Annotated in this window: 17 protein-coding genes, 2 tRNA genes and 2 pseudogenes; 11 read left to right on the top strand and 10 right to left on the bottom strand. The window is 45.3% G+C overall.

Annotation, left to right across the window (positions count from 1 at the left end; genetic code table 11):
• Positions 1 to 29 precede the first annotated feature (29 nt).
• Positions 30 to 2,558, top strand: coding sequence for a penicillin-binding protein PBP1a (ponA, locus tag FTV29_RS08120; RefSeq protein WP_180075316.1), 2,529 nt, complete (start codon positions 30 to 32; stop codon positions 2,556 to 2,558).
• A 63-nt stretch (positions 2,559 to 2,621) separates the two neighbouring features.
• Here the strand turns inward: ponA and FTV29_RS08115 are convergent, their stop codons facing one another.
• From FTV29_RS08115 to FTV29_RS08075, 9 genes and pseudogenes are all read right to left on the bottom strand, one after another.
• Entirely contained in the window at positions 2,622 to 3,425 is an 804-nt protein-coding gene (locus tag FTV29_RS08115; RefSeq protein ID WP_180075315.1) for a putative RNA methyltransferase, read from the bottom strand.
• A gap of 54 nt (positions 3,426 to 3,479) precedes the next feature.
• A complete protein-coding gene (mraY, locus tag FTV29_RS08110) occupies positions 3,480 to 4,598 on the bottom strand; it encodes a phospho-N-acetylmuramoyl-pentapeptide-transferase (RefSeq protein ID WP_005094334.1) in 1,119 nt (372 codons plus the stop codon).
• Positions 4,599 to 6,002 carry a UDP-N-acetylmuramoyl-tripeptide--D-alanyl-D-alanine ligase gene (gene murF, locus FTV29_RS08105; protein ID WP_180075314.1) on the bottom strand — a complete coding sequence of 468 codons (1,404 nt, stop codon included), beginning with the start codon at positions 6,000 to 6,002 and terminating at the stop codon, positions 4,599 to 4,601.
• 9 nt (positions 6,003 to 6,011) lie between these two features.
• Entirely contained in the window at positions 6,012 to 7,508 is a 1,497-nt protein-coding gene (locus FTV29_RS08100) for a UDP-N-acetylmuramoyl-L-alanyl-D-glutamate--2,6-diaminopimelate ligase (protein ID WP_180075313.1), read from the bottom strand.
• 11 nt (positions 7,509 to 7,519) lie between these two features.
• On the bottom strand, positions 7,520 to 9,343 hold the full coding sequence (gene ftsI, locus FTV29_RS08095) for a penicillin-binding protein PBP3 (RefSeq protein WP_180075312.1): 1,824 nt from the start codon (positions 9,341 to 9,343) through the stop codon (positions 7,520 to 7,522).
• A 15-nt stretch (positions 9,344 to 9,358) separates the two neighbouring features.
• The gene (ftsL, locus tag FTV29_RS08090; protein ID WP_180075311.1) at positions 9,359 to 9,691 is read right to left on the bottom strand and encodes a cell division protein FtsL; all 333 of its coding nucleotides are present in this window, start codon (positions 9,689 to 9,691) and stop codon (positions 9,359 to 9,361) included.
• 10 nt (positions 9,692 to 9,701) lie between these two features.
• Positions 9,702 to 10,613 (bottom strand): 16S rRNA (cytosine(1402)-N(4))-methyltransferase RsmH, encoded by a 912-nt coding sequence (gene rsmH / locus FTV29_RS08085; RefSeq protein WP_180075310.1) that lies wholly within the window; start codon positions 10,611 to 10,613, stop codon positions 9,702 to 9,704.
• Positions 10,614 to 10,801: 188 nt separating this feature from the next.
• A complete protein-coding gene (locus FTV29_RS08080; RefSeq protein WP_180075309.1) occupies positions 10,802 to 11,821 on the bottom strand; it encodes a sulfate ABC transporter substrate-binding protein in 1,020 nt (339 codons plus the stop codon).
• Positions 11,822 to 12,065: 244 nt separating this feature from the next.
• Positions 12,066 to 13,067, bottom strand: a pseudogene (locus FTV29_RS08075) (sulfate ABC transporter substrate-binding protein).
• 392 nt (positions 13,068 to 13,459) lie between these two features.
• On the opposite strand from FTV29_RS08075, the gene FTV29_RS08070 reads away from it, so the two are divergent.
• From FTV29_RS08070 to FTV29_RS08045, 6 genes and pseudogenes are all read left to right on the top strand, one after another.
• Positions 13,460 to 13,762, top strand: a complete 303-nt coding sequence (locus tag FTV29_RS08070) for a hypothetical protein (protein ID WP_005094351.1) — start codon at positions 13,460 to 13,462, stop codon at positions 13,760 to 13,762.
• Positions 13,763 to 13,889: 127 nt separating this feature from the next.
• Positions 13,890 to 15,398 (top strand): glutamate--tRNA ligase, encoded by a 1,509-nt coding sequence (gltX, locus tag FTV29_RS08065; protein WP_180075308.1) that lies wholly within the window; start codon positions 13,890 to 13,892, stop codon positions 15,396 to 15,398.
• 57 nt (positions 15,399 to 15,455) lie between these two features.
• Positions 15,456 to 15,531: transfer RNA gene (locus FTV29_RS08060), tRNA-Ala, on the top strand.
• Positions 15,532 to 15,567: 36 nt separating this feature from the next.
• Positions 15,568 to 15,643 (top strand) — tRNA-Glu (locus tag FTV29_RS08055).
• 197 nt (positions 15,644 to 15,840) lie between these two features.
• Positions 15,841 to 16,922, top strand: a pseudogene (locus tag FTV29_RS08050) (RNA-guided endonuclease InsQ/TnpB family protein).
• Between the two features lie 79 nt (positions 16,923 to 17,001).
• On the top strand, positions 17,002 to 17,343 hold the full coding sequence (locus FTV29_RS08045) for a hypothetical protein (RefSeq protein WP_180075307.1): 342 nt from the start codon (positions 17,002 to 17,004) through the stop codon (positions 17,341 to 17,343).
• 69 nt (positions 17,344 to 17,412) lie between these two features.
• Here FTV29_RS08045 and ettA read toward each other — a convergent pair whose 3' ends face one another.
• Positions 17,413 to 19,074: an energy-dependent translational throttle protein EttA gene (gene ettA, locus FTV29_RS08040; RefSeq protein ID WP_180075306.1), complete on the bottom strand. Its 1,662-nt coding sequence runs from the start codon at positions 19,072 to 19,074 to the stop codon at positions 17,413 to 17,415.
• A 310-nt stretch (positions 19,075 to 19,384) separates the two neighbouring features.
• Here ettA and FTV29_RS08035 point away from each other — a divergent pair, with 310 nt between their 5' ends.
• From FTV29_RS08035 to FTV29_RS08020, 4 genes are all read left to right on the top strand, one after another.
• Entirely contained in the window at positions 19,385 to 20,662 is a 1,278-nt protein-coding gene (locus FTV29_RS08035) for an O-acetylhomoserine aminocarboxypropyltransferase/cysteine synthase family protein (protein ID WP_180075305.1), read from the top strand.
• Positions 20,663 to 20,959: 297 nt separating this feature from the next.
• Positions 20,960 to 21,847: an SDR family NAD(P)-dependent oxidoreductase gene (locus FTV29_RS08030; protein ID WP_180075304.1), complete on the top strand. Its 888-nt coding sequence runs from the start codon at positions 20,960 to 20,962 to the stop codon at positions 21,845 to 21,847.
• A gap of 226 nt (positions 21,848 to 22,073) precedes the next feature.
• Positions 22,074 to 22,856 (top strand): bifunctional phosphoribosyl-AMP cyclohydrolase/phosphoribosyl-ATP diphosphatase HisIE, encoded by a 783-nt coding sequence (hisIE, locus tag FTV29_RS08025; protein ID WP_180075303.1) that lies wholly within the window; start codon positions 22,074 to 22,076, stop codon positions 22,854 to 22,856.
• Between the two features lie 15 nt (positions 22,857 to 22,871).
• Positions 22,872 to 24,374 carry a UvrD-helicase domain-containing protein gene (locus FTV29_RS08020; RefSeq protein WP_034608364.1) on the top strand — a complete coding sequence of 501 codons (1,503 nt, stop codon included), beginning with the start codon at positions 22,872 to 22,874 and terminating at the stop codon, positions 24,372 to 24,374.
• The last annotated feature ends 14 nt before the right edge of the window (positions 24,375 to 24,388 follow it).

The following is a 24,388-nucleotide window of genomic DNA, read 5'->3' as shown; positions in this document are numbered from 1 at the left end:
CCATTAGCTCTTATTAAAACTTACTTGTTATGAAAAAGCTATCTTGTTCAGGCCTTGTTCACCCATTTTTTTTGATCATTATCATTATCCTGATCTCAATTCCGATGGGTTTCTATGGCATGTATCTCTATATTGCCCCATCTTTGCCTGAAATGTCCACGCTTAAAAAGGCGCCTTTATTAAAGCCTTTACAAGTTTTTAGTTCAGATAATGAATTAATTGCTGAGTATGGTGGCAAGCTTTCTGTTCCCGTGAAATATGAACAAATTCCATCCGAGTTTATTCATGCTTTCCTCGCCGCTGAAGATTCCAGCTTTTTCGAGCATAGCGGAATCAGTTTTAAAAGCTTAGGCCGTGCAGTCAGTGAAAGTATCACCGGTTCGGATGTGCAGACCGGTGGTTCCACTATCACCATGCAGGTGGCGAAAAACTATTATCTCAGCCCCGAACGAACACTCAAGCGTAAACTGACTGAAATTTTTCTGGCCCGTAAGATTGAGCAAAGCCTAACCAAAGAAGAAATTCTGACACTCTATGTGAATAAAATCTTCTTGGGTAAGAATGCCTACGGGATCGCAGCAGCAGCCAAAATTTACTATAACAAGAGTTTAGAAGAGCTTTCGATTGCGCAAATGGCCATGATCTCTGGCCTGCCTAAAGCGCCTTCTCGATATAATCCGGTGGCCAATCCCAAACGTGCTCTCGAACGTCGCAACTGGATTTTAGGACGTATGCTGCAACTGGGTTATCTGAACCAGAGTCAGTATCAACAAGCGATTGCTGAACCCATCAATCTGGATATGCCTGACCGCAGTACCCGCAATAAATTCCCGTATGTCGGTGAGATGGTGCGTTCTGAACTGGTACAAAACTTTGGCGAACAGGCGGTAGATTCTGGCTACAAGGTCTATACCACCATCCATAGTGAACGCCAGACCTATGCAGAACAGGCGGTACAAGAGGGTCTGGAAGCTTATGACCGTCGACATGGCTGGCGTGGTGCTGAAGCACATGATCAACCGCTGGAAAATTTCCGTGCCTATGCCAACACCTACCCTGCTCAAGTAACCAAGGTTGGCAATTCCAGTTTTGAAGCGTTGATGCAGGATGGCACCACGGTAACTGTACCGTGGTCCGGTATGTCTTGGGCGCGCCCCTTTCGCAATGTCAACAGTGTAGGTGGTGCGCCGAGCAAAGCTTCCGAGATTGTCAAAGTCAAAGATATTATACGTTTACGACCGAATCAGAATAAAACCTCGTGGTCGCTGGTACAAATTCCAAATGTGCAAGGACAGTTGATTGCCATCAATCCAAATAATGGTGCAATTGAAGCCATTGTGGGCGGATACAACTTTTATCAGTCGAAATTTAACCGTGCAATCCAGGGCTGGCGTCAACCCGGCTCTACGATTAAGCCTTTTGTTTATGCACTGGCTTTAGAACGAGGCATGACACCGCATACCATGGTGAATGATGCGCCAATTACCATTGGCAAATGGACACCTCGTAATTCAGATGGCCGTTATCTGGGGATGATCCCGCTACGCCGCGCACTATATCTTTCGCGCAATACCGTTTCAGTGCGTTTATTACAGGCTGTCGGGATTGAACGTACCCGTCAGCTGTTTATGGATTTTGGTTTACAGGACAATCAGATCCCGCGTAACTACACCATCGCACTCGGCACGCCTCAGGTTCTGCCGATTCAGATGGCGACAGGTTATGCGACTTTTGCCAACGGTGGTTACCGGATCCAGCCACATTTCATTACCCGTATTGAAGATGCCTATGGCCATACCATTTTTGAGGCTCAGCCTGAATATGCGTGTATTTCATGTATCAATACCGAAGAAGAACCTGCTCAACCTGCCGACACCATGACCGCAGATGATGAAGCGATTGCAATCAACAATACAAGTCTAGAACAGAAACAGGCTGCACCCAAAGTCTCTGCCGAAGACAGTAATTATCGTCAGGCACAGCGTATTTTAAAATCCAGCTCTGCCTATGACATGGCCAATATTCTGCGTGATGTGATTCAGCACGGTACCGGCCGTGCGGCCTTAAGAATCGGGCGAAATGATATTGGGGGCAAAACCGGAACCACAAATGACGCCAAAGATGCCTGGTTCGCAGGGTTCAATGGCAAACTGGTTACCATCACCTGGGTCGGCTTTGACCAGCCTAAAACCTTGGGACGCCGTGAATATGGTGGTGTGGCAGCCTTACCGATCTGGACCGACTTTATGGGCAATGCCTTAAAAGGTCAGCCAGAAGCATGGGTGCGTTTAGACCGTAATGCCAAGGCACCAGTGAATCGAAGCAAGGCAGTTCAGGGTGATGAAGCGCAGAATGATCCGTCTTCACCACCAATGGCCACTGCGCTTTACCGCCCGGCACCTGTGGTCGTCCCGAAACGGACAGAAACGGATTTCGAAGATCTCCCGGGACAGGAAATCGCTGTGCCAGATGCTACTGAAACAACTGCTCCGCCAGAACAGCCGCTTCAACCAAGCAAAGTGGACGCTTTAGAAAACCTGATTCAAGAAGTGCAATAACCACAACCGACAAACTAGTATAAAAAAGCCCTCAACAATGAGGGCATTTTTATCGGTGAATTTTTATTTTTTCTGAAACAGATAGATCTGATATTGCGCCAGCAATTTAAACTGATCCTGCTGTTCAAGTGCCAGACGGCGTTCAGGTTTGGCCTTGTAAGCATACGGTGTCATAGCAATCAGGTTTTTTAAATCTGTCTGTGGCAAAGTCATCGGGGCATCAATCACCTGCTCACTGAGCAGATCAAATTCATCTTGCAGTTGCTCAACAAACTTTTGCGGTTCGTGGGGTTTCACTTCTTCAAAAAGTGCCTCACGCATCGCATATAAATGCTGTGGCGCAGGTGTCACCACCATTAAATAACCTTCAGCTTTTAAAACCCGTAAAATTTCCTGTTTTGGGATCGGACTGAACAGGCTGGTACACATATCAATCGACCCATCCAGCACCGGTAAAGTCGCCCCGGTTCCTACGACCCAGGTGATATTTTTATTGAGCTTGGCCGCGACCTGAACGGCATTTTTGGCAATATCCACCCCGACGCATTGCAGCACTTCAGCCTGCATGGTATCGGTATAGTAGCCTTCACCACACCCAATATCTAAAAGATTTTCAATACGCAGCTCTCGGAGCCTCTCCACCACGGCCTGTTGCAAAGGCGCATAATGACCCGCACTCAAAAATGCACGACGTGCCTGGACGGACTCAGGCGTATCCCCAGGATTTTTACTGTGTTTATGTTGCACCACATGCAGGTTCACATAGCCTTGCTTGGCCACATCGTAGCTATGATGATTCTCACATCGCCATGTTCTTTCATTTAAGCTCAACTGCTGGCGACAGACTGGGCACATGAGTAAATTCATCATTCTCTCCAAAACAAAAAAGCCGGCCTGCGCCGACTTTTTTCAATGCATCTCTTAGCGCAATTTTAAGGTCATTAGACCCAAAACCACCAGCATAATCGTAATAATCCAGAAACGAATGACGACTTGAGTTTCACGCCAGCCTTTCTTTTCATAATGATGATGCAGCGGTGCCATCAGGAACACGCGTTTATTGCGCATTCTTAATGAACCAATCTGCAAGAATACTGAAATCGCTTCGACCAAGAATACACCCGCCATAATCGCAAAGACGATTTCCTGACGTACCATCACGGCAATCGTCCCCAACATCGCACCCAGTGATAAAGCACCGACATCACCCATAAACACTTGGGCAGGATGGGCGTTATACCACAGGAATGCCAGACCGGCACCAATCATCGCCGCACAGATCACCACCAGTTCAGAGGAATATTTCACATAGGGAATATGCAGGTAATTGGCAAAACGCACGTCTCCGGCCAGATAGGCAAATACACCCAGACCTGCCGCAACCAGTACAATTGGCATAATCGCCAGACCATCCAGACCATCGGTGAGGTTTACCGCATTGGATGCACCATTGATCACAAAATAAGTGAAAATAATGAAGCCAATCCCCAGTGGAATAGCCGACAGCGGAATCGTCAAATCTTTAAAAAATGGAATCAAAAGATCCAGCATATTCGCGGTATGTACCGGATTGGTCTGCTGCTGTGCAATCACATACAGGGCAATACCGACTCCCAATGCACCGACCGAAGTCCAGAAGAATTTTTTCTTCGCAGGCAGACCGGCATTGTCTTTATAACGAATTTTAATCCAGTCATCCGCCCAACCCACGGCACCGAAGATGACCATCACCGCCAGTACAATCCAGACATAAGGATTGGAAAGATCCGCCCAAAGCAGGGTCGAAATACCGATTGAAAGCAGGATTAGTACGCCACCCATGGTCGGTGTACCCATTTTCTTGGCATGGTTTTCAGGGGCATACGAGCTGACCGCCTGACCATATTTGAGTGCCTGAAGCTTGCGAATCATGATAGGACCCAGCACCAGACCAATGGTCAATGCCGTCAGGACACTGAGCAACGCACGTAAAGTTAAATAACGAACCACCTGAAACGTGCTGTCAAAGCCCGCCAAATGTTCAAAGAGCCATAACAGCATTTAGAGTTTCTCCATCAATGCAGCCATCAATGTTTCCATATGGGTATAACGCGACCCTTTAAACAGAAATGACATCGGCTGAGGTTGATGTGTTTCAATCAAATGAATTAAAAATGGCAATGCCTGCTCCTGATTCAGGAAAGCCTGCATTTTCTTGCCATATTGGGTACTACGTGCACCTTCCTGTGCGGCAGGTGCAAATTCACCCACAGCTACCACAAAGTTAATGCCTTTGACCGAGACCAGATCTCGACCCAGCTTATAATGTTCCATCGCAGCCGATGAACCGAGTTCACCGATATCACCGGTCACCATGACCCGAATGCCCTGCTGCTGTGCCAAAACTTCAGCTGCTGCACGCATTGAACCAGGATTGGCATTGTAGGTATCATCAATCAGCAAATACTGTTTGTGTTGAATAAAGTTCAAACGGCCTTTGGCACCCACAGCCTGCTCCAGACCGGTCACGATATCATCCAGACCAATCCCGATTGCCAAAGCAAAGGCAGCCGCTGCTGTGGCATTTTCAACATTATGCTCACCGGCAAAGGGCAGCTGAACTGTTTTCGAAGCTTGTGGTGTATGCAGGGTAAAGGTAGAAGATTGCGCATCGAGCACGACATCGCTGGCATACACTTCACCGCCGGCACCAAAACTTAAGCTTTGTTCAGTTTTGACCGCCTGACGAATGGTTTCAGTAAAATCATCTGCGGCAGGAATAATCGAGGTTTCTGTAATATGCGCATAAATTTCAGATTTGGCAGTACAAATGCCATCACGGCCGCCGAATTCACCCAAATGCGCAGTCCCGATATTAATAATCCCGGCCACATGCGGCTGTACCATGTTTGAGGTGTAATCAATTTCGCCCTGATGACTGGCACCCAGCTCCATCACTGCATACTGATGTTCGGGACGTAATTCGAGCAACATCACCGGTACGCCGAGGTCATTATTCAGGTTGCCACGCGTGATCAGTGTCGGCGCAAGACGAGACAAGATGCTCCCCAGCATTTCCTTGGTGGTGGTCTTGCCACTGCTGCCGGTCAAGGCAATGACTTTGAGCTGAGGATTCTGCTGACGACGGTATGCGCCCAACCGCCCTAGTGCCAAACGGGTATCGTCTACGACAAGCTGGCAGATATCGATATCGAGCGGTCGACTGACGATCGCAATCTGACAGCCGCTTGCTGCTACTTGTGCCACAAAATCATGGGCATCAAAGCGCTCGCCTTGCAGTGCAAGGAAAGCATCCCCTTGTTCAGCATCACGCGAATCGGTCAGAATACGTTTGATGGCGTCTGCCGTTTTTTTATTATTGAGCCAATTGCCTTGAGTCGCTTGTTCAAGCTGTTCTGCTGTCCAAGGTGCAAGTGGCACGGTACTGGTTGTTGAGGTATGCATATCTGAATCCTAATACGCTGGATAAGCTGAATCTGTGCTGTGATGCTGGGCATCAATCGCGGCTTGCACTTCGACCACATCATCAAACCAGTGACGTACACCATCAATTTCCTGATAATTTTCGTGACCTTTGCCTGCAATCACCACGATGTCCCCTGCCTGCGCGTGTTTAACGGCAAACTTGATCGCTTCACGACGGTCATGAATTTCATGGTAGCTTTTGCCTAAAAAGTCGATGCCATTTTTCATATCGGCAAAAATTTGTGCAGGATCTTCGGTTCGCGGGTTATCGGAAGTCAAGACCGCAATATCCGAACCTTCTAATGCTGCTTGCGTCATCAGTGGACGCTTGCCGCGGTCACGATCGCCGCCACAGCCAAAGACGGCCCAGAGATTTTGTGAAACATGACGTTTTAAAGTGATGAGAACCTGAGTCAAGGCATCAGGCGTATGCGCATAATCCACTACAAATAGGCGCTCGCCATCACGCAGCACCTGCATCCGGCCTGGTGCACCTTTGAGCTGTGGCACAGTCACAATCAAGCTGCTTAAATCAAATCCGGCCTGCTCTGCCATGATCAGACTGGCGACCAGATTTTCAATATTGAAATGTCCAAGCAGCGGACTGTTCACAACATATTCAGCAGAAGCCGTTTTCAGCTTAAAGGCCGCACCTGAAATGCTGTATTGAATATCCTGAACCTGATAATCCGCAGCTTGACGGGTTGAATAGGTCAAAATTTCTGGCTGTGACGGATTGTTGCGCGCTGCATCAATCATGATATGAGCATGCGCATCATCCAGGTTGATGACAGCCACTTTTAAACTTTCAAATTTAAATAAAGCAGATTTGGCTTCTGCATAGGCTTGCAGCGTCCCGTGATAATCCAGATGATCGCGACTTAAATTACTATAGCCCGCAATCTCGATATCACAGCCATTCAAGCGACCTTGCTCCAGACCATGCGAACTGGCTTCAATCGAGGCAAATTTAGCACCGGCTTGAGCATAAACATGCAAAGCATTTTGCAATTGCAAAGCATCGAGCGTGGTATGCGACGAGGCTTCCAGATTTGGCAAAATCCCGTTACCTGTAGTCCCCATCACTGCACAAGCTTTGCTTTGCAACATGAACAGTTCCGCAACCAAACGTGAAATCGTGGTTTTACCATTGGTGCCGGTCACTGCAAGAATACCTGCAGCCTGAACAGGCTGGCTGGCTTGTAAATATTGTTTTTGCCACTGTCCCATCAAATGTCGGACATCAGCAACCACCAGATTGGGTGAGATATCCAATTCGATTTCAGAAATCACCGCTAAGGCACCCTGCTCTAAAGCTTTTTGTGCAAATACTGCAGTTTTTTCTGGTTGTGACAGACTGGTCAAGGCAATAAAAATTTGCCCTGCCTTAACTTTACGGCTATCCAGTTCGAAACCCTGAAAGGCTTGGGTCATCCATTCAGCAGTATCCTGAACGGCGTAGAGATCTTTAAATGTAATAGACATTGATCACCTATTTACTGGACTTTGGGAGATTCTAAAGGTTTGTCCAGAGGGACATTCAGCAGACGCAAGGATTCCTGCATCACGCGTGCAAATACCGGTGCCGATACCGTACCGCCGTAATAGGTGCCTTGCGGATTTTCGACCACCACCACCATGGCAATACGCGGATCACTCACGGGCGCTACGCCAGCAAACAAAGCCCGGTATTCATTGGTAGAATAGCCTTTACGATCGGCACGCAGTTTATGCGCAGTACCGGTTTTCCCTGCCACACGATAACCCGGAATTGTCGCGCGCGTGGCGGTACCGCCAGGCAGAGTTGCTACTTCCAGCATAAGCAAGACCTGATCTGCAATATTGGCATCAATCATTTGCTCACCCTGCGGCTGTTCTTCCAGCTTGTACAGGCTCAGCGGCATTCTCACACCCTTATTGGCCAGCATGGCATAGGCATCCGCCATTTGCAGTACAGTAGCATTCAGGCCATAACCATAGGACATGGTTGCCACTTCTGACACATTCCATTTACTTGGTGGCAAGATCAGACCGGCACTTTCACCCGGGAATCTTACTGCTGAGCGTGAGCCAAAACCCAAGCGTTTATAGAAAGTAGGTAGAGTTTCATACGGCAAAGACAAGGCCAGTTTGGCGACACCCACGTTCGAAGATTTCTGGATAATACCGCCCAGTGTTAACTGACCATAGTTATGCGTATCACGAATGGTGTGATTGCCAATTCGCATACTGCCCGGTGTGGTGTTGACCACAGAATTGGCCGTATATTTACCACTTTCCAGAGCCATTGCCACGGTGAAGGGCTTCATGGTCGAACCCGGCTCGAAGGAATCCACCGCACCACGGTTACGCATGGCATCCTTGTTCAGCAGACCATTTTTATCATTCGGGTTATATGATGGCCAAGATGACAAGGCCAGAATTTCTCCGGTTTTTACATCGACCGCAATCGCAGTCGCAGAACGGGCATTATTGGCCACACCTGCCGCAGTCAGTTCACGGTACATAATATATTGCAGACGCGAGTCGATACTCAGGGTGATATTCTCGCCCGGCTCGACTTCTTTAATCACTTCCGGCTCTTTAACCCGGTTGCCTTTTTTATCCCGGATAATCTGCTGCTCACCATCTTCACCTGCCAGACGGGTATTGAGCTGCATTTCCAGACCTTCAATCCCGGTGCCTTCACTATTGGTCAGACCAATAATCTGTGAATTGGGCTGTGGCTGCGGATAATAACGTTTGTAGTTTTTCTCGGTATACACGCCTTGAAAATTACGCTTCATGATCAGTTCAGCCTGTTGTGGCGGAACTTCTTTTTTCAGGATCAGATAACGAGAACGCGGGCGTTCTTGCATTTTTTTGCGTAGTTCTGCCCGATCCATACCGACTGCATCGGCCAGTTCATCCAGATTCAGGTTTTTATCCGGCAACTGGCGTTTCAGCTTGCGGCTATCTGGCTCTTTTTCTAGTGCCAGTATGGTCTCGTCATAGAGTTTTTTATTGTCAAAATAGTCACGTGGATCAATCACGATTTTCATGATCGGCGTACTGATCGCTAGCGGCACCCCATTACGGTCATAAATTACGCCACGCATGGCCTTGATGGTATTGGTTCTTAAAATATTGGCATTGGCTTTATTTTGCAAAAAATCCTTATTGATAATCTGCACATAGAAGGCACGGCAAATCAGTGTAATAAAACACAGCAACACCACCGCCCACATGATATAGAAACGATTGATATACACATTTGAGGCGTTTTTTTCGGTAACTGATTGTTTTTTACGTACCGCTTGCTTCTTTCTTTTGTCTATCATGTCCGAGCGCTAGCCTTATTTTTTCTCATCTGAAGTTTGTGGTAAAGAAATGACGACACTTTGTGAAACCGGGGGAGAATACATGCGCAGCTGGGTGACAGCACGTGTGCCAATCTGCGCAGTTGCACCAAAAGTTTGCTGTTCAATTAACAAGCGCCCCCAATCTGCATTCAGGTCATCACGCTCACGCATATAAGTGCTCAGTTTTCTGGTGTCCTGACGATATTCAAACACCTGAAATACCACAAAGACTGCACTGATGAAGACCATCAGTATCAAGACGAGATAGATGCTAGCTTGTTTAAGCCATAACTTTTCTGTTTTTTTATCAACCACTTCAGTTTTCATGATGTGCCTATTAAGCTAAACGTTCTGCGACCCGGAGCCATGCACTACGTGAACGAGGATTGGCTTTGACTTCTTCGTCACTGGCTTTTACGCGGGATACCTTCTTTAAACGTCGTGTATCTTTTTGCTGCCCCGGCATTCCCCAGCCAAAATCTTCGTCTAATGTAGATTCTTTTTGAATAAACTGTTTGATCAAACGGTCTTCCAGAGAGTGAAAGCTAATTACGGCCAAACGTGCCTCAGGTTTTAAAATCTCAACTGCTTGAGGCAAGAAGATTTCAATATCTTCTAATTCTTTATTAATAGCAATACGAATCGCCTGGAAAGTACGCGTCGCAGCATGCTTATTTTTTTCCCATTTTGGATGCGCGACTTTCACAATTTCCGCAAGTTGAGCCGTGGTCTCAATCTGCCCTGCCGCCTTGATGGCTTTGGCAATCCGGCGACTATAACGCTCTTCACCGTATTTAAAAATGATATTGGCCAGTGCTTCTTCTTCAATTTCAAGCAGCCATTCTGCTGCAGTTGGACCTTGAGAATTGTCCATGCGCATATCCAGCGGACCATCTTTCATAAAACTGAAACCACGTTCGGCCTGATCCAGCTGCGGCGAAGACACGCCTAAATCTGCCATCACTCCATCCACGGTCTCAATCCCAAGCTCAGCCAGTGCGTCTTTCAGATCGGCAAAGCTGGCATGAATAATTTTAAAACGTGGATCTTCCTGTTCTAAGATTGCTGCCGTCTCTAGGGCCTGAGGATCTTTATCAAAGCCATACACACGTGCATGTTCATCTAATTTTGATAACAATAAACGGGTATGTCCGCCACGACCAAAAGTACCGTCCACATAAATTCCCGTATTGCGACCCGCCAACAAGGCATCAATCGTTTCGTGAAGTAATACAGAAATATGTGACATAAAAACTCAATCAATAGGGCGAAAAATTTAACTGCACATTATCACCCTGTTTCAGTAAAGCTCCAAACGACTTTTTGTAGATAAATATTACTTTCCATAGAGAAAACCGTTTTTATTTGAGTGTCGTCAATAAAAAAGCCTCCGCAAGGGAGGCCTGTTTATCTGTAATTCGTCGTCAAATCAGCAGATTAACGTTTTGAGTTATAAATCTGATCAAAAATCGCGCCATTCACAAAATGGGTTTTCTGTGCATTGGCCCAGCCGCCAAACACTTCATCAATGGTAAAGGTTTTGATTTTCGGGAATTGTGCTGAATATTTGGCTAATACTTTCTCATTGCGCGGACGGTAGAAATGTTTGACTGCCATTTCCTGACCCAATGGGGAGTACAGGTAGTTGATATAACCTGTTGCCAACCATTTATTGCCATTTTTATCCACGGTACGATCGACAATGGCCACCGATGGCTCGGTCAAAATCGTAATTGACGGATAAATAATATCAAACTTGTCTTTACCCAAAGTCTTTTGGGTAACCAGTGCTTCATTTTCCCAAGTCAGCAATACATCACCAATGCCACGCTCAGCAAACGTGGTCATTGAAGCACGTGCTGCTGAGTCCATCACTTTGACATTTTTATAGAGTTTGCCGACAAAGTCCTGTGCTTTGGCTTTGTTACCCCCCGGCTGTTTCTCGGCATAGCCCCAGGCAGAGAGGTATACCCAACGTGGCAAACCACCGGTTTTCGGGTTTGGGGTAATAATTTCTACGCCTGGCTTGGTCAGATCACTCCAGTCTTTAATGCCCTTCGGATTGCCTTTGCGCACCATAAACACGATAGTTGAGGTATAAGGTGCAGAATTATGCGGAAACTCTTTTTGCCAGCCGGGTTGAATCTGACCAGATTTCACGATTTCTTCGATGTCATTGGCCAGCGCCAAAGTCACCACATCGCCTTTTAGGCCATCGACCACCGAACGTGCCTGCTTGCCCGAACCACCATGTGACTGTTTAAAGTTCACATCCAGACCGGTACGGTTTTTCCAGTAAGCACCAAATGATTTATTGAATTCATCATAGAATTCACGGGTTGCATCATATGACACGTTTAGAAATTGACGATCAGCCGCCTGTGAGGTAGTCGCTGTCAAGCCTAGACCTGTAGCCAATAAGGCAACGCTAAATAAGGATTTTAATTGATTTTTCATGAGCGCACGGGAGTTTATCTTGTATAGATATAACTATATGAAATAAAATCATTTATCGCAATTCAACCTACAACATCACAACACGATATACTCAAAGGTTTTTTATTCTTAATCATCTGTTTTTAAAAACAAAATATAGCCAATTATTTTACTTATTTCGAATATATAGAATTTTATGCATTAAATATAAAAAAAACGGATAACGCTTTATCCGTTTTCTTCATTCAATTTAGATTCAAGCTTGTTATCGCTTTTCATTATAAATCTGGTCATAAATCGCCCCATTCACAAAATGGGTTTTTTGCGCTTTTGCCCAGCCACCAAAGACTTTATCAATGGTGAAGGTCTGAATTTTCGGAAATTGGGCGGAATATTTGGCAGCCACTTTAGCATCGCGTGGACGGAAGAAATATTTCGCAGCCAACTCCTGCCCTTTGGGGGAATACAGATAATTCAAATAGCCTTTCGCCAGATTGGCATTGCCATTTTTATTCACATTTTTATCAACGATCGCCACCGATGGCTCGGCCAGAATTGAAATAGAGGGATAGATGATATCGTACTTGTCCTTACCTAGACCTTGCGTTGCCAGCAAGGCTTCATTTTCCCAAGATAATAGTACATCGCCAATACCGCGCTCGGCAAAAGTCGTCAGCGAACCACGGGCACCGGAATCCAACACTTTGACATTTTGATAAAGCTTTTTCACCAGATCTCGGGCTTTGGCATCATTGCCACCGGGCTGTTTCAGCGCATAGCCCCAAGCAGACAGATAGATCCAACGTGGCGCTCCACCAGTTTTCGGGTTAGGTGTAATAATCTCGACACCCGGTTTGGTCAGATCATTCCAGTCCTTGATTTACTTGGGATTGGCCTTACGCACCAAAAAAACGATTGTCGATGTATACGGTGCTGAATTATTTGAAAACTCTTTTTGCCAGCCTTTCTCGATTAAACCGGCATTGACGATTTCCTCAATGTCATTGGCCAAAGCCAAAGTCACCACATCGGCCTGCAAACCATCGACGACCGAACGTGCCTGCTTGCCTGAACCGCCATGTGACTGTTTAAAATTGATTGTCTGTCCGGTTTTCTGCTTCCAGAACTGGCCAAACTCCTGATTATATTCCTGGTAAAATTCACGGGTCGGATCATAAGAGACATTCAGGAAATCTTTGGCCATTACATTTTGCATGGTGGTTGCTGTAAATATTGTCAAGATTGCGGTTGCTATTATTTTTTTCATGTTATGTGACTCATTATTGAGATAACCACACTGTATAAATAAAAAATAAATATAACAATCATGTGTTTATAATAATATTGATGATCTATTTCTGATTTTGAGATATCTGCTAACAATTAAACCTGGATACATATTCTGCTAAAAAATTAATCTCCTGCTACAATATAAGACAGTTCTTCACGTTCTCTTCACAGTTGTCTGTTAAAAATAGGCCGCCAAAAGAGAGAATTACGATTTTTAGTAATTTTCCATAGATGTTATATTAATTTTTTGTAAAAAATGTGACTTGGTTCTACTTCTTTATAATCAACTGTGATTAAATTGTAGACGGAGTATTAAAAAAACATTTTTAACAGAATAAAACCAACCAGAAGCAAGGAGGAAGTTTGGATATGAAATTTAAATTATTCACAGCTAGCATCCTAAGTCTGATCATGCTGTTTTCGATTCAACTGGGTCATGCCGTCGTTGTGAAGACAGATTTGCAGAAGGCCTCAGTCACTACTGTTGAAAGCAAGACATCGCCGATTGAAAAAGCAATTCAACAACAAAAAAGCGAAAAAACCCTGCATACAGACGATAATCTTAAAGTCTTAACTGCGCTGAAAGTCGCACCTTCACAAAATTTCTTTGCAGCACAAAATTATCGCTTTACCCGCTTCGTACAAAGCATATTTTCTAGCGATCATTCTTAATCAGTTTTAACCAACTCGAATAACAGCAGGATTTAAAGCCACATCACTGAATATTGAATAAAGCATTAAGTGATGTGGCTTTTTCGCTATAATAGAACCAAATTTATATTCTAGATTATATCCGGCTATGACTGTTCGTACTCGTATTGCACCTTCTCCTACAGGTTTTCCTCATGTAGGTACTGCCTATATTGCCTTGTTTAACTTATGTTTTGCTAAACAGCATGGGGGTGAATTCATCCTTCGTATTGAAGATACCGACCAACTGCGCTCAACACCTGAATCTGAAAAAATGATCCTGGATTCATTGCGCTGGCTCGGTCTCAACTGGTCTGAAGGTCCAGATGTGGGTGGCCCACATGCACCGTACCGCCAGTCAGAACGCATGGATATTTATAAAAACTATGCGCTGGAACTGGTTGAAAAAGGTCATGCCTTCTACTGTTTCGCCACTGCCGAAGAACTGGATCAAATGCGTGCTGAACAGCAAGCACGTGGTGAATCTCCACGTTATGACGGTCGAGGCTTAAACCTTTCTCAAGAAGAGGTCGAGCGTCGTTTGGCTGCTGGCGAAGCACATGTGATTCGCATGAAAGTACCGACTGAAGGTATTTGTAAATTTAATGACATGCTGCGTGGTGAAGTCGAGATTCCATGGGCGCAGGTCGACATGCAGATTCTGCTGAAAACTGACGGCTTGCCAACCTATCATTTGGCCAACGTGGTAGATGATCATTTAATGCAAATCACGCATGTGATTCGTGGTGAAGAATGGATTCCATCTGCACCGAAGCATCAGTTGCTGTACCAGTACTTCGGTTGGGAGATGCCGGTGCTGTGTCACATGCCACTGCTACGCAACCCGGACAAATCAAAATTGTCTAAGCGTAAAAACCCAACTTCAATCAACTATTACAAAGATATCGGTGTACTGCCTGAAGCCTTGCTGAACTACTTGGGTCGTATGGGCTGGTCAATGCCAGATGAAAGTGAAAAATTCACATTGGTAGAAATGATTGAACATTTTGATATTAAACGTGTATCACTCGGTGGTCCAATCTTTGATGTTGAAAAACTCAACTGGCTCAATGGTCAATGGATCAAAGCCCTTTCTCCTGCTGAATTGCTCGATACGCTGCTAGCATGGAAAGCAGACCGTGCCAAATTAGAAGAAATCGCAGCTGCGATTCAACCACGTATCAACTTGCTGTCTGAAGCAGTGAACTGGTCTGCGCATTACTTCAACCACTTCCCGACACTGACTCAGGAGCAGTTTGTCAGCAAAAAACTGTCTGACGAACAGGTACGTCAGAGCTTGCAGTTTGCCATTTGGCGTTTAGAAAGCCTGTTCACCTGGAACAACGACACGGTCAGCCAAACCTTGATGGATTTGGCAGCACAAATGGAAATTAAACTGCGTGACTTCATGCCGGCCTTCTTTGTTGCCATTGCCGGCTCAACTGCGTCTACCCCGGTGATGCAGACTATGGTCACCATTGGCCCTGACCTGACCTTCGCACGTTTACGTCATGCGCTGGAAATTGTCGGTGGCCCAAGCAAAAAAGAGCTGAAAGTCTGGGAAAAACTCAATGAAAGCTTAAAATTGCCGAAAAATGAAGCGGTTGATCAAGCTTAATCAATTTTTTTGTTGACGTGTGAGCGCGATATCCCTAATATAGCGCTCACACAGACTGGGGTCATAGCTCAGTTGGTAGAGCGCTACAATGGCATTGTAGAGGTCAGGAGTTCGATCCTCCTTGACTCCACCAAATCAAGTCTTGCTTTAGCTGTGTAATGCCTCAATTGTCCCTATCGTCTAGAGGCCTAGGACATCGCCCTTTCACGGCGGTAACCGGGGTTCGAATCCCCGTAGGGACGCCATATTCAAGATTACTTTTGAAGTGGTCTTTTAAAAAACCCAAGCATTATGACTTGGGTTTTTTATTGCCTGTATATTTTATCAAATGAAGCGTAAAACTCTGCCCTAAAGGGCAGAGATATAAGCGACACGACATAAAGTGTCGTTTTAAGAATTGCCCCCACATAGGGTATAGAGAAAAAATTGTTAATATAACCACATGAAAACACTTAAATTACGCATAAAAGATAAACATTGCAAGATGCTAGACCAATTAGCATCTGAAGTAAACTTTGTCTGGAATTATGTCAATGATTTAGGGTTTAAGCATCTAAAAAGAAAAGGTGAATTTCTATCAGCCTATGATGTTGCCAAATACACCAAAGGCGCATCGAAAGAATGCAATCTACATAGCCAAACCATTCAGGCTGTTACAGAAGAATTAATCACTCGAAGAAAACAGTTCAAGAAAGCAAAGTTGAAATGGCGTGTGAGCAATAAGAAGTCAGCGAGAAGATCACTTGGTTGGATTCCTTTCAAGAAAGTAGCCATCAAATACGCTGATGGATATGTTCAGTACGGCAAGCATCAATTCAAGTTATGGGATAGTTACGGATTAAGTAAATACAGTGTGAGAACAGGCTCATTCGTTGAGGATAGTCGTGGACGTTGGTATGTATGCCTTGTAGTGGATTCATCTAAGCAAAATAAACCTACTGCAACTAAAGCGATTGGTATTGATCTCGGTTTAAAAGACGTTGCCACCTGTTCTGATGGTACTGTGATTTCAAATCCTAAGTTCTATCGGAAATATGAACAGAAATTAGGTATTGCACAACGAGCCAAGAATAAAAAACGTGTACGTGCATTACACGCTAAAATTGCCAATTGTCGTAAAGATCATTTGCACAAAGCAAGCACCATGCTTGTGAAAGAAAATGCACTGATTGTTGTTGGCGATCTGAGTGCGGGTAAACTTGTAAAAACTAAAATGGCAAAATCTGTTTTAGATACAGGTTTTTCAGCATTCAAAACAATGCTCAAGTATAAATGCGAGAACGCAGGGGCAATTTTTGGAGAAGTAAGTGAGAGATTCACAACCTGAGAAACATTGTTTCGCAAGGTTCGTGCTGTGGTGAGATCACTTCTAGCAGTCCGAAAGGTAGAGCAGATTTGCGAATAAGAGTATGGGAATGTGAATGCGGAAGTTCCAATAACAGGGATGAAAATGCAGCGAAGAACATACTTGCGCTTGGGCATAAGCGTCTAGCAGTAGGAATCACCTCCGTTTCAGGGAGGTGAGGATGTCAAGTTGGGCAATATTTCGGTTTTTTCGCATCTTCCGATAAAATAATCAGTAATTTAGAATTTTGGAGTTATCATGCAATATCGTTGCCCTAAGTGTCAAAGCCCGAAAATCATGCCAGTGGTCCAGCCAGGTCAAGCAGCTCCACGTCCGGTGGTTCCTAAAAGCCTGATGTTTCTGGTGCCCGCCCTATTCCTATTATTATTGCTAGTGATCATCAGTATAGCGATGTGGATCTTTGGTGATGGTGCAGGTACAACTTTACAGACTGCAACCGTCATCGTCTTTATTCTTTCTTTGATTGCAGGCTTTATGTTCTATAAAGATTTGCCTGATTTTAAAATTTCCATGCAGGCCTTCATGCAGACCCAAAAGAAATGGAAATGTCGTGAATGTAATCATGAGTGGGAAATCTAAGTCATTACCCACCACCCTATAAGCACAAAAACCAGCCCGAAGGCTGGTTTTTTATTTTAAAATCAGGGATTAAACACCAATTTTACGGTATTTTTGACGCTTCGCAACCAGATCATCACCATCGCGCTTACGGCGATATTCTTCAAACTCAGCATAGTTACCGGTGAAGAATTCAGGTGTTTCGCCTTCAAATGACAAAATGTGCGTTGCAATACGGTCCAGGAACCAACGGTCATGCGAGATCACCATCACAGTACCCGGGAACACCAGAATGGCATCCTCAAGCGCACGTAAGGTTTCGATATCCAGGTCGTTTGACGGTTCATCGAGCAAGATTACGTTTGCGCCCATTTGCAGGATTTTAGCCAGTTGTAAACGGTTACGCTCACCACCTGACAATTGACCGACACGTTTTTGCTGATCCTGGCCTTTAAAGTTAAAACGACCGATATATGCACGAGATGCAATTTCGTATTCGCCAATCTTCAAGATGTCTAAACCGCCAGAAACTTCTTCCCAAACCGTTTTGTTGTCATCAAGCGTGTCACGAATCTGACCCACATAAGCCACTTTCACCGACTCACCCAGTACCACAGAACCGGTATCCGGTTGTTGTTCACCGGTCATCATGCGGAACAGTGTGGTTTTACCTGCACCGTTCTCACCCACGATACCCACAATGGCAGCAGGTGGTACTGTGAACGTTAAATCTTTGTACAGTAAGCGATCACCAAACGATTTGCTGATGCCTTCAACTTCTACAACCTTGTTGCCCAGACGTGGACCAGGTGGAATGTAGATTTCAGAGGTTTCGTTACGCTGCTGGAATTCGCGTGAGTTAAGCTCTTCAAAACGCTCCATACGCGCTTTGTTTTTCTTTTGCTGACCTTTGGCATTTGAACGAACCCATTCAAGTTCTTTTTTCAATGCTTTAGCAAAAGATTCTTCCTGCTTGTTCTCTTGCTCTAAACGGGCATTTTTCTGCTCAAGCCAAGAAGAATAGTTACCTTGATACGGAATACCCATACCACGGTCAAGCTCAAGAATCCATTCAGCTACGTTATCCAGGAAGTAACGGTCATGCGTAATCGCGACGATGGTACCTGGGAAGTCTTTCAAGAAACGTTCCAACCAAGATACAGATGAAGCATCTAAATGGTTCGTCGGTTCATCGAGAAGCAACATATCTGGTTTAGACAGAAGTAAACGACAAAGTGCAACACGACGGCGTTCACCACCTGAAAGCTTAGATACATCTGCATCCCAAGCAGGCAGGTTCAATGCTGCAGCCGCTTGATCCATCTGGTTGGCAAGGTTATGCGCATCCCAAGTCTGGATAATCGCCTCAAGCTTCTCTTGCTCTTTCGCAAGTGCATCGAAATCAGCATCTTCTGCTGCATATTCTGCAAATACTTCGTCAAGACGTGCCAAAGCATCCAGCGGCTCACGCAGACCATCTTCAACGTTGCCACGCACGTCTTTAGTTTCATCTAAAGGCGGCTCTTGCTCGAGATAACCGATTTTAGTACCTGGTTGTGCACGTGCTTCACCAGAGAAATCTTTATCTACGCCCGCCATAATACGAAGCAAGGTCGATTTACCTGCACCGTTTAGACCAAGCACACCAATTTTTGCGCCCGGGAAAAATGATAAGGAGATATCTTTCAGGATTTCGCGTTTCGGCGGCACCATCTTAGACACTCGGTTCATCGTATAAATATATTGGGCCACGTAGGACTCCTCAACTGAAAAACCAAATGGGGTTAAAACAACCACCCCAGCTCAAAAAAGAGCGAAAAAATAATCGGCTATTATACGCAGAAAGCTGCGAAAACATAAGCCATTGCCATGAACTTCAATGCATTGTTACAAGTTTATTTATGGTGATTTTTCAAACAGCTGATTTAAGTCAAATAAGTGCGTCGAATCCCAATTTATATATGATTATTTCATCTATCTATTTCAGTAAAATTGCACTTTTACTTATATATGAAAATGTTACACTCAAGTCATAAACTTAAACACAAGAAGATCAGTCATAATGAGTTATAAAGCAGAAACCCTTGCGATTCATGCAGGTTATAGCCCTGAAGCCACCACCAAAGCAGTTGCAGTGCCAATTTACCAAACTACGTCTTATGCCTTTGACAATACTCAACATGGGGCCGATTTGTTCGATTTAAAGGTACAGGGCAATATCTATACCCGGATCATGAACCCGACCACGGCGGTGTTAGAGCAACGTATTGCCGCACTTGAAGGCGGGATTGGCGCACTTGCTTTAGCGTCTGGTATGGCTGCAATTACCTATGCGATTCAGACCATTGCTGAAGCCGGTGACAATATTGCATCCGTATCTACGCTCTATGGCGGCACCTATAACCTGTTCGCACACACCCTGCCGAAGCAAGGTATTGACGTGCGTTTCTTTGATTATGAAAAACCGGAAAGCTTGCGTAGTTTAATTGATGACAAGACCAAACTGGTCTTTGTGGAATCCATTGGTAATCCACTGGGTAATATTATTGATCTGGAAGAGATTGCAAAAATCGCGCATGAGTACGGTGTGCCCGTGATTGTTGACAATACGGTGGCAACGCCAGTGCTACAAAAATCTTTTGATTTTGGTGCCGACATTATCGTGCATTCATTGACCAAATATATCGGCGGTCATGGCAATTCGATTGGTGGCATCATTGTCGATAGCGGTAAATTCCCGTGGGGTAAATATCCTGAACGCTTTCCCGCGCTGAATACCCCCGATCCAAGTTATCATGGCGTAAACTATGTCGAAGTTCTCGGTGAAGCAGCTTATATCGCTCGAGCGCGTGTGGTGCCACTACGCAATACTGGGGCCGTGATCAGCCCGCAAAATGTATTTCTGATCCTGCAAGGTTTGGAAACTTTAAGTCTGCGTATGGAGCGTCATACTGAAAATGCGCTTAAAATTGCGGAATATTTACAGCAGCATCCTAAAGTAAAATGGGTCAATTACGCTGGTCTGAAAGATCATCCACAACATGCCTTGGCACAAAAATATGTGAAAGGTAAACCGTCTGCAATTCTGACCTTTGGTGTAGAGCATGGTCTTGAAGGCGGCACACGTTTTATTGATGCGCTGCAACTGTTTACCCGTCTGGTTAATATCGGCGATGCCAAAAGTCTGGCCTGCCATCCGGCGACCACCACACATCGCCAACTCAATGCCGAGGAGTTAAAATCAGCAGGTGTCAGTGAAGATATGGTGCGACTCTCGATTGGGATTGAACATATTGATGACCTGATCGCGGATCTGGAACAGGCACTAGCGACCGTTTAAAGGCGTGTTTCATCTGACTCAAAACTCCACCCTTTCTGGTGGAGTTTTTTTTATTTATATTCTAAAACAGCCACTTGCTTTGCTTTTTATTTTCATGGTAAAAGTTAAATGAAATAGCGAACACAAATAGAGCAATTACTCTAATTTTTATTTTAATTTCAATAGTTTAATTTATAGATTTTCCTGAAGAATTGGTTATCATATCTGTACTCACCTTCGCTCTCATCTCCTGTTAGAGCGCCATACACCTTTAATAAAAATAATTTGAACGCTGACTTCAAATTAGGGATAACAAATGTGAAAACTAGACTACACAAACAACTGGAAAAATCTGTTGCAGGTAAAACCGTCCTGATCACCGGCGCATCCAGCGGTATTGGGTTAACGACGGCACATCAACTGGCCGATGCAGGTGCGCATGTTTTACTGGTGGCCCGTACTCAAGAAACCCTAGAACAAGTAAAAGCAGACATTGAAGCCAAAGGCGGCAAAGCCTCAATCTTTCCATGCGATTTAAACAATATGGAGGCGATTGATGAGGTCTCCAAACAGATCATTGCCTCAGTCGATCATATTGATATTCTGATCAATAATGCGGGTCGTTCGATTCGCCGCGCCGTGCATGAATCGGTCGACCGCTTCCATGATTTTGAACGAACCATGCAGCTGAACTATTTCGGCGCCGTGCGCCTGGTCATGAATATCCTGCCACAAATGCTGATCCGTCGCGCGGGTCATATCATTAACATCAGTTCGATTGGCGTACTGGCCAATGCCACCCGTTTTTCGGCCTATGTCGCGTCAAAAGCCGCACTGGATGCCTTTAGTCGCTGTCTGTCTGCCGAAGTGCATTCGCATAAAATCGCCATCACCTCGATCTATATGCCTTTGGTACGCACTCCGATGATTGCACCAACCAAAATTTATAAATACGTCCCGACACTTTCTCCGGAACAGGCAGCTGACCTGATTGCCTATGCGATTGTGAAACGTCCGAAGAAAGTTGCCACCGGTTTGGGTCGTCTGGCCTCGATTACTTATTCGATTGCTCCGGATATCAACAATGTTCTGATGTCGATTGGTTATAACCTGTTCCCAAGTTCAAGTGCCTCTGTGGGTCAACCACAAAAATTAAACTTGGTGCAAAAAGCATATGCACGTCTGTTCCCGGGCGAACACTGGTAATTTTTACTGGGATAATTTCCTGAAAATACGAGCCGCCGATCGGGCGGCTTTTTTGATGTCTCAGTTTTAAATCTCTAGGTGAAAGCAAGCTCATCTGGATCACACACGACATAGCCTGTCTTTATCGACACAGATTTTTGCCGCAAATGCTGCGAGATCACGTACACTATCTGCGGATATTTCCTATCCGTATTTTTATATTTTGATTGAAATGATGGAAACCCTTATGAACAACGCGCGATGGCTCGATGAAGTAAAATTTAACGAACAAGGATTAGTCCCTGCCATTGCCCAGCATCATCAAACTGGTCGTGTCTTGATGGTGGCCTGGATGAACCGTGAAGCGCTAGCACTAACGGCTGAGAAAAACCAAGCCGTGTATTTCTCCCGTTCACGCAGCAAGTTATGGCATAAGGGCGAAGAATCAGGACATTTTCAAACCGTACATGAAATCCGTCTGGACTGTGATGCCGATGTAATTGTGCTGCAAATTGAACAGCATGGCGGCATCGCTTGTCATACTGGTCGTGAATCATGTTTCTATCGTAAACTCACGCCAAATGGCTGGGAAATTGTCGATGCACAGCTGAAACACCCGTCTGCAATTTATGGTGAAAAATCCACAAATCCGCATACGCTGGCGATGGAAGCGTCAAGCGCCCAGTCTGAACAGGTCGAAGTCTTGTCCTATCTGGGCCAGATGATGGCAGAACGCAAACAGGCCGATCCGGATTCCTCTTATGTGGCCAAGCTCTATCACAAAGGCCTGAACAAGATTTTAGAAAAAGTCGGTGAAGAAAGCTTTGAAACTGTGCTGGCTGCCAAAGATTTCAACGCTCAGGTCTCTCAAGACAATAAAAATGATCTGATCTATGAAGTTGCTGATCTGTGGTTCCATACCATTGTGATGCTGGGTTATTTCGATATCGAACCGCAACTGGTCTTGAATGAGCTGGCACGTCGTCAGGGCTTATCCGGTCTGGTTGAAAAAGCCAGCCGTCAGCATTAAATGATGAATATGCCTGTGTCTGATCTGCAAAAACCCAAGGCCACTTATGAGCAGGCCACTGCCATCGATAATGCCCGTCTGGGTAATTCCTTTAAAGTGATTGCCTATGCCGGCACAGGTAAAACCACCACACTACAAATGATCAGTGATGCCATGCCTGAACGGCGTGGCATGTATCTGGCTTTCAACAAAGCCATTGCCAGTGAAGCGCAAGCCAAATTTCATCGCGGCGTAGATTGCCGCACTTTTCACTCGCTGGCATTTCGCAGTGTTCCACGTGGAATCACCGACAAGCTGCGTCTGCCCCGTTTAAGCCCAAGCTTTATTGCCAAAGAATACCGTCTGGAACCGATGACCATGCGCCGTATGATGGGTGGGCGTTATGAAAAATATGTCTTGATGCCTTCGCGTCTGGCGAGTTTAGTCGCCAATGCAGTTGGCTATTTCTGTTCGACCAGTTCGCAATATCCTGCTCCGCGGCATATTCAGGCACCGAGCTGGTTGCATCCAGATGATATTGAGATCCTGCAAAAGAAACTTTATCCGGCCGTAGAACGGCGCTGGCTAGAATCAATCGATCCCAATCATCAGGCCGGGATTGGCCATGATATTTACCTGAAACTCTGGGCGCTGTCTGAACCGAATATTCCGGCCGATTATGTGCTGTTTGATGAAGCGCAGGATGCCGACCCACTCATGCTCGGAATTTTGCTGAAACAGCGGAATACTCAGGTGATTTATGTCGGTGACGCGCATCAGCAGATTTATGCTTGGCGCGGTGCGGTGAATGCCATGCAGCAACTGCCCTTACCCGAATCACGCCTGACCACATCGTTTCGTTTTGGCCCTGAAATCGCGTTAAATGCCAATGCCATTTTAGGTGCACTGAATGAAACCGTGCCTTTGCTTGGCAATCCGTTGTTAGATTCTAAAGTCGTGAATAAACCGCATACCAAAATGCGTGATGCGATTCTGTGCCGGACCAATGCCCGGGCCATGGAGTTGTTATTAGCAGGTTTAGTTCGTGGCGATAAAGTCAGCCTGCAAGCCGATCATGTCAAACTGAATCGTTTTGTCGATGCGGCTGCCATGTTGAAACAGGGCAAACGTGTGGTCGATGTGCCGGAACTGGCCTGGTTTAATTCCTGGCATGATGTGCATGAATACTGTGAAACCAATGAAGGTAGCGACATCAAACCGCTGGTTAAACTGGTCGATGAACATGGCACCGATCCATTGAAAAAAGCCCTGGCCAAAATCACCCCGATTGGACAGGCGGACTATATTATTTCCACTGCCCATAAGGCCAAAGGTCTGGAGTGGGAACGGGTGCATATTGAAGATGACTATCAGTTTAAGCTGAATGAAAAAGATCATAAAATTAGTGATGAAGAGCTACGTTTACTTTACGTGGCCTGTACACGTGCTAAAGTAAGCTTAAATATTCATCACATTTATGACCTGATTCAACAACTGAAGATCAAGATGCCGCAGTCGCTTCGTCAAGCCGTCGGTTAAGGTATGGATGTAAA

It is taken from the genome of Acinetobacter sp. YH12254 (assembly GCF_013417415.1).
GTDB lineage: Bacteria > Pseudomonadota > Gammaproteobacteria > Pseudomonadales > Moraxellaceae > Acinetobacter > Acinetobacter pseudolwoffii.
The sequence above is the reverse complement of the archived record's forward strand: the minus strand, read 5'-3'. Positions and strand labels throughout refer to the sequence as shown.

Excerpts from the sequence above, each read along its gene's own strand:
- ponA (WP_180075316.1), top strand. The coding sequence starts at position 30 with ATGAAAAAGCTATCTTGTTCAGGCCTTGTTCACCCATTTTTTTTGATC.
- FTV29_RS08115 (WP_180075315.1), bottom strand. The coding sequence starts at position 3,425 with ATGAATTTACTCATGTGCCCAGTCTGTCGCCAGCAGTTGAGCTTAAAT.
- mraY (WP_005094334.1), bottom strand. The coding sequence starts at position 4,598 with ATGCTGTTATGGCTCTTTGAACATTTGGCGGGCTTTGACAGCACGTTT.
- murF (WP_180075314.1), bottom strand. The coding sequence starts at position 6,002 with ATGCATACCTCAACAACCAGTACCGTGCCACTTGCACCTTGGACAGCA.
- FTV29_RS08100 (WP_180075313.1), bottom strand. The coding sequence starts at position 7,508 with ATGTCTATTACATTTAAAGATCTCTACGCCGTTCAGGATACTGCTGAA.
- ftsI (WP_180075312.1), bottom strand. The coding sequence starts at position 9,343 with ATGATAGACAAAAGAAAGAAGCAAGCGGTACGTAAAAAACAATCAGTT.
- ftsL (WP_180075311.1), bottom strand. The coding sequence starts at position 9,691 with ATGAAAACTGAAGTGGTTGATAAAAAAACAGAAAAGTTATGGCTTAAA.
- rsmH (WP_180075310.1), bottom strand. The coding sequence starts at position 10,613 with ATGTCACATATTTCTGTATTACTTCACGAAACGATTGATGCCTTGTTG.
- FTV29_RS08080 (WP_180075309.1), bottom strand. The coding sequence starts at position 11,821 with ATGAAAAATCAATTAAAATCCTTATTTAGCGTTGCCTTATTGGCTACA.
- FTV29_RS08070 (WP_005094351.1), top strand. The coding sequence starts at position 13,460 with ATGAAATTTAAATTATTCACAGCTAGCATCCTAAGTCTGATCATGCTG.
- gltX (WP_180075308.1), top strand. The coding sequence starts at position 13,890 with ATGACTGTTCGTACTCGTATTGCACCTTCTCCTACAGGTTTTCCTCAT.
- FTV29_RS08045 (WP_180075307.1), top strand. The coding sequence starts at position 17,002 with ATGCAATATCGTTGCCCTAAGTGTCAAAGCCCGAAAATCATGCCAGTG.
- FTV29_RS08035 (WP_180075305.1), top strand. The coding sequence starts at position 19,385 with ATGAGTTATAAAGCAGAAACCCTTGCGATTCATGCAGGTTATAGCCCT.
- hisIE (WP_180075303.1), top strand. The coding sequence starts at position 22,074 with ATGAACAACGCGCGATGGCTCGATGAAGTAAAATTTAACGAACAAGGA.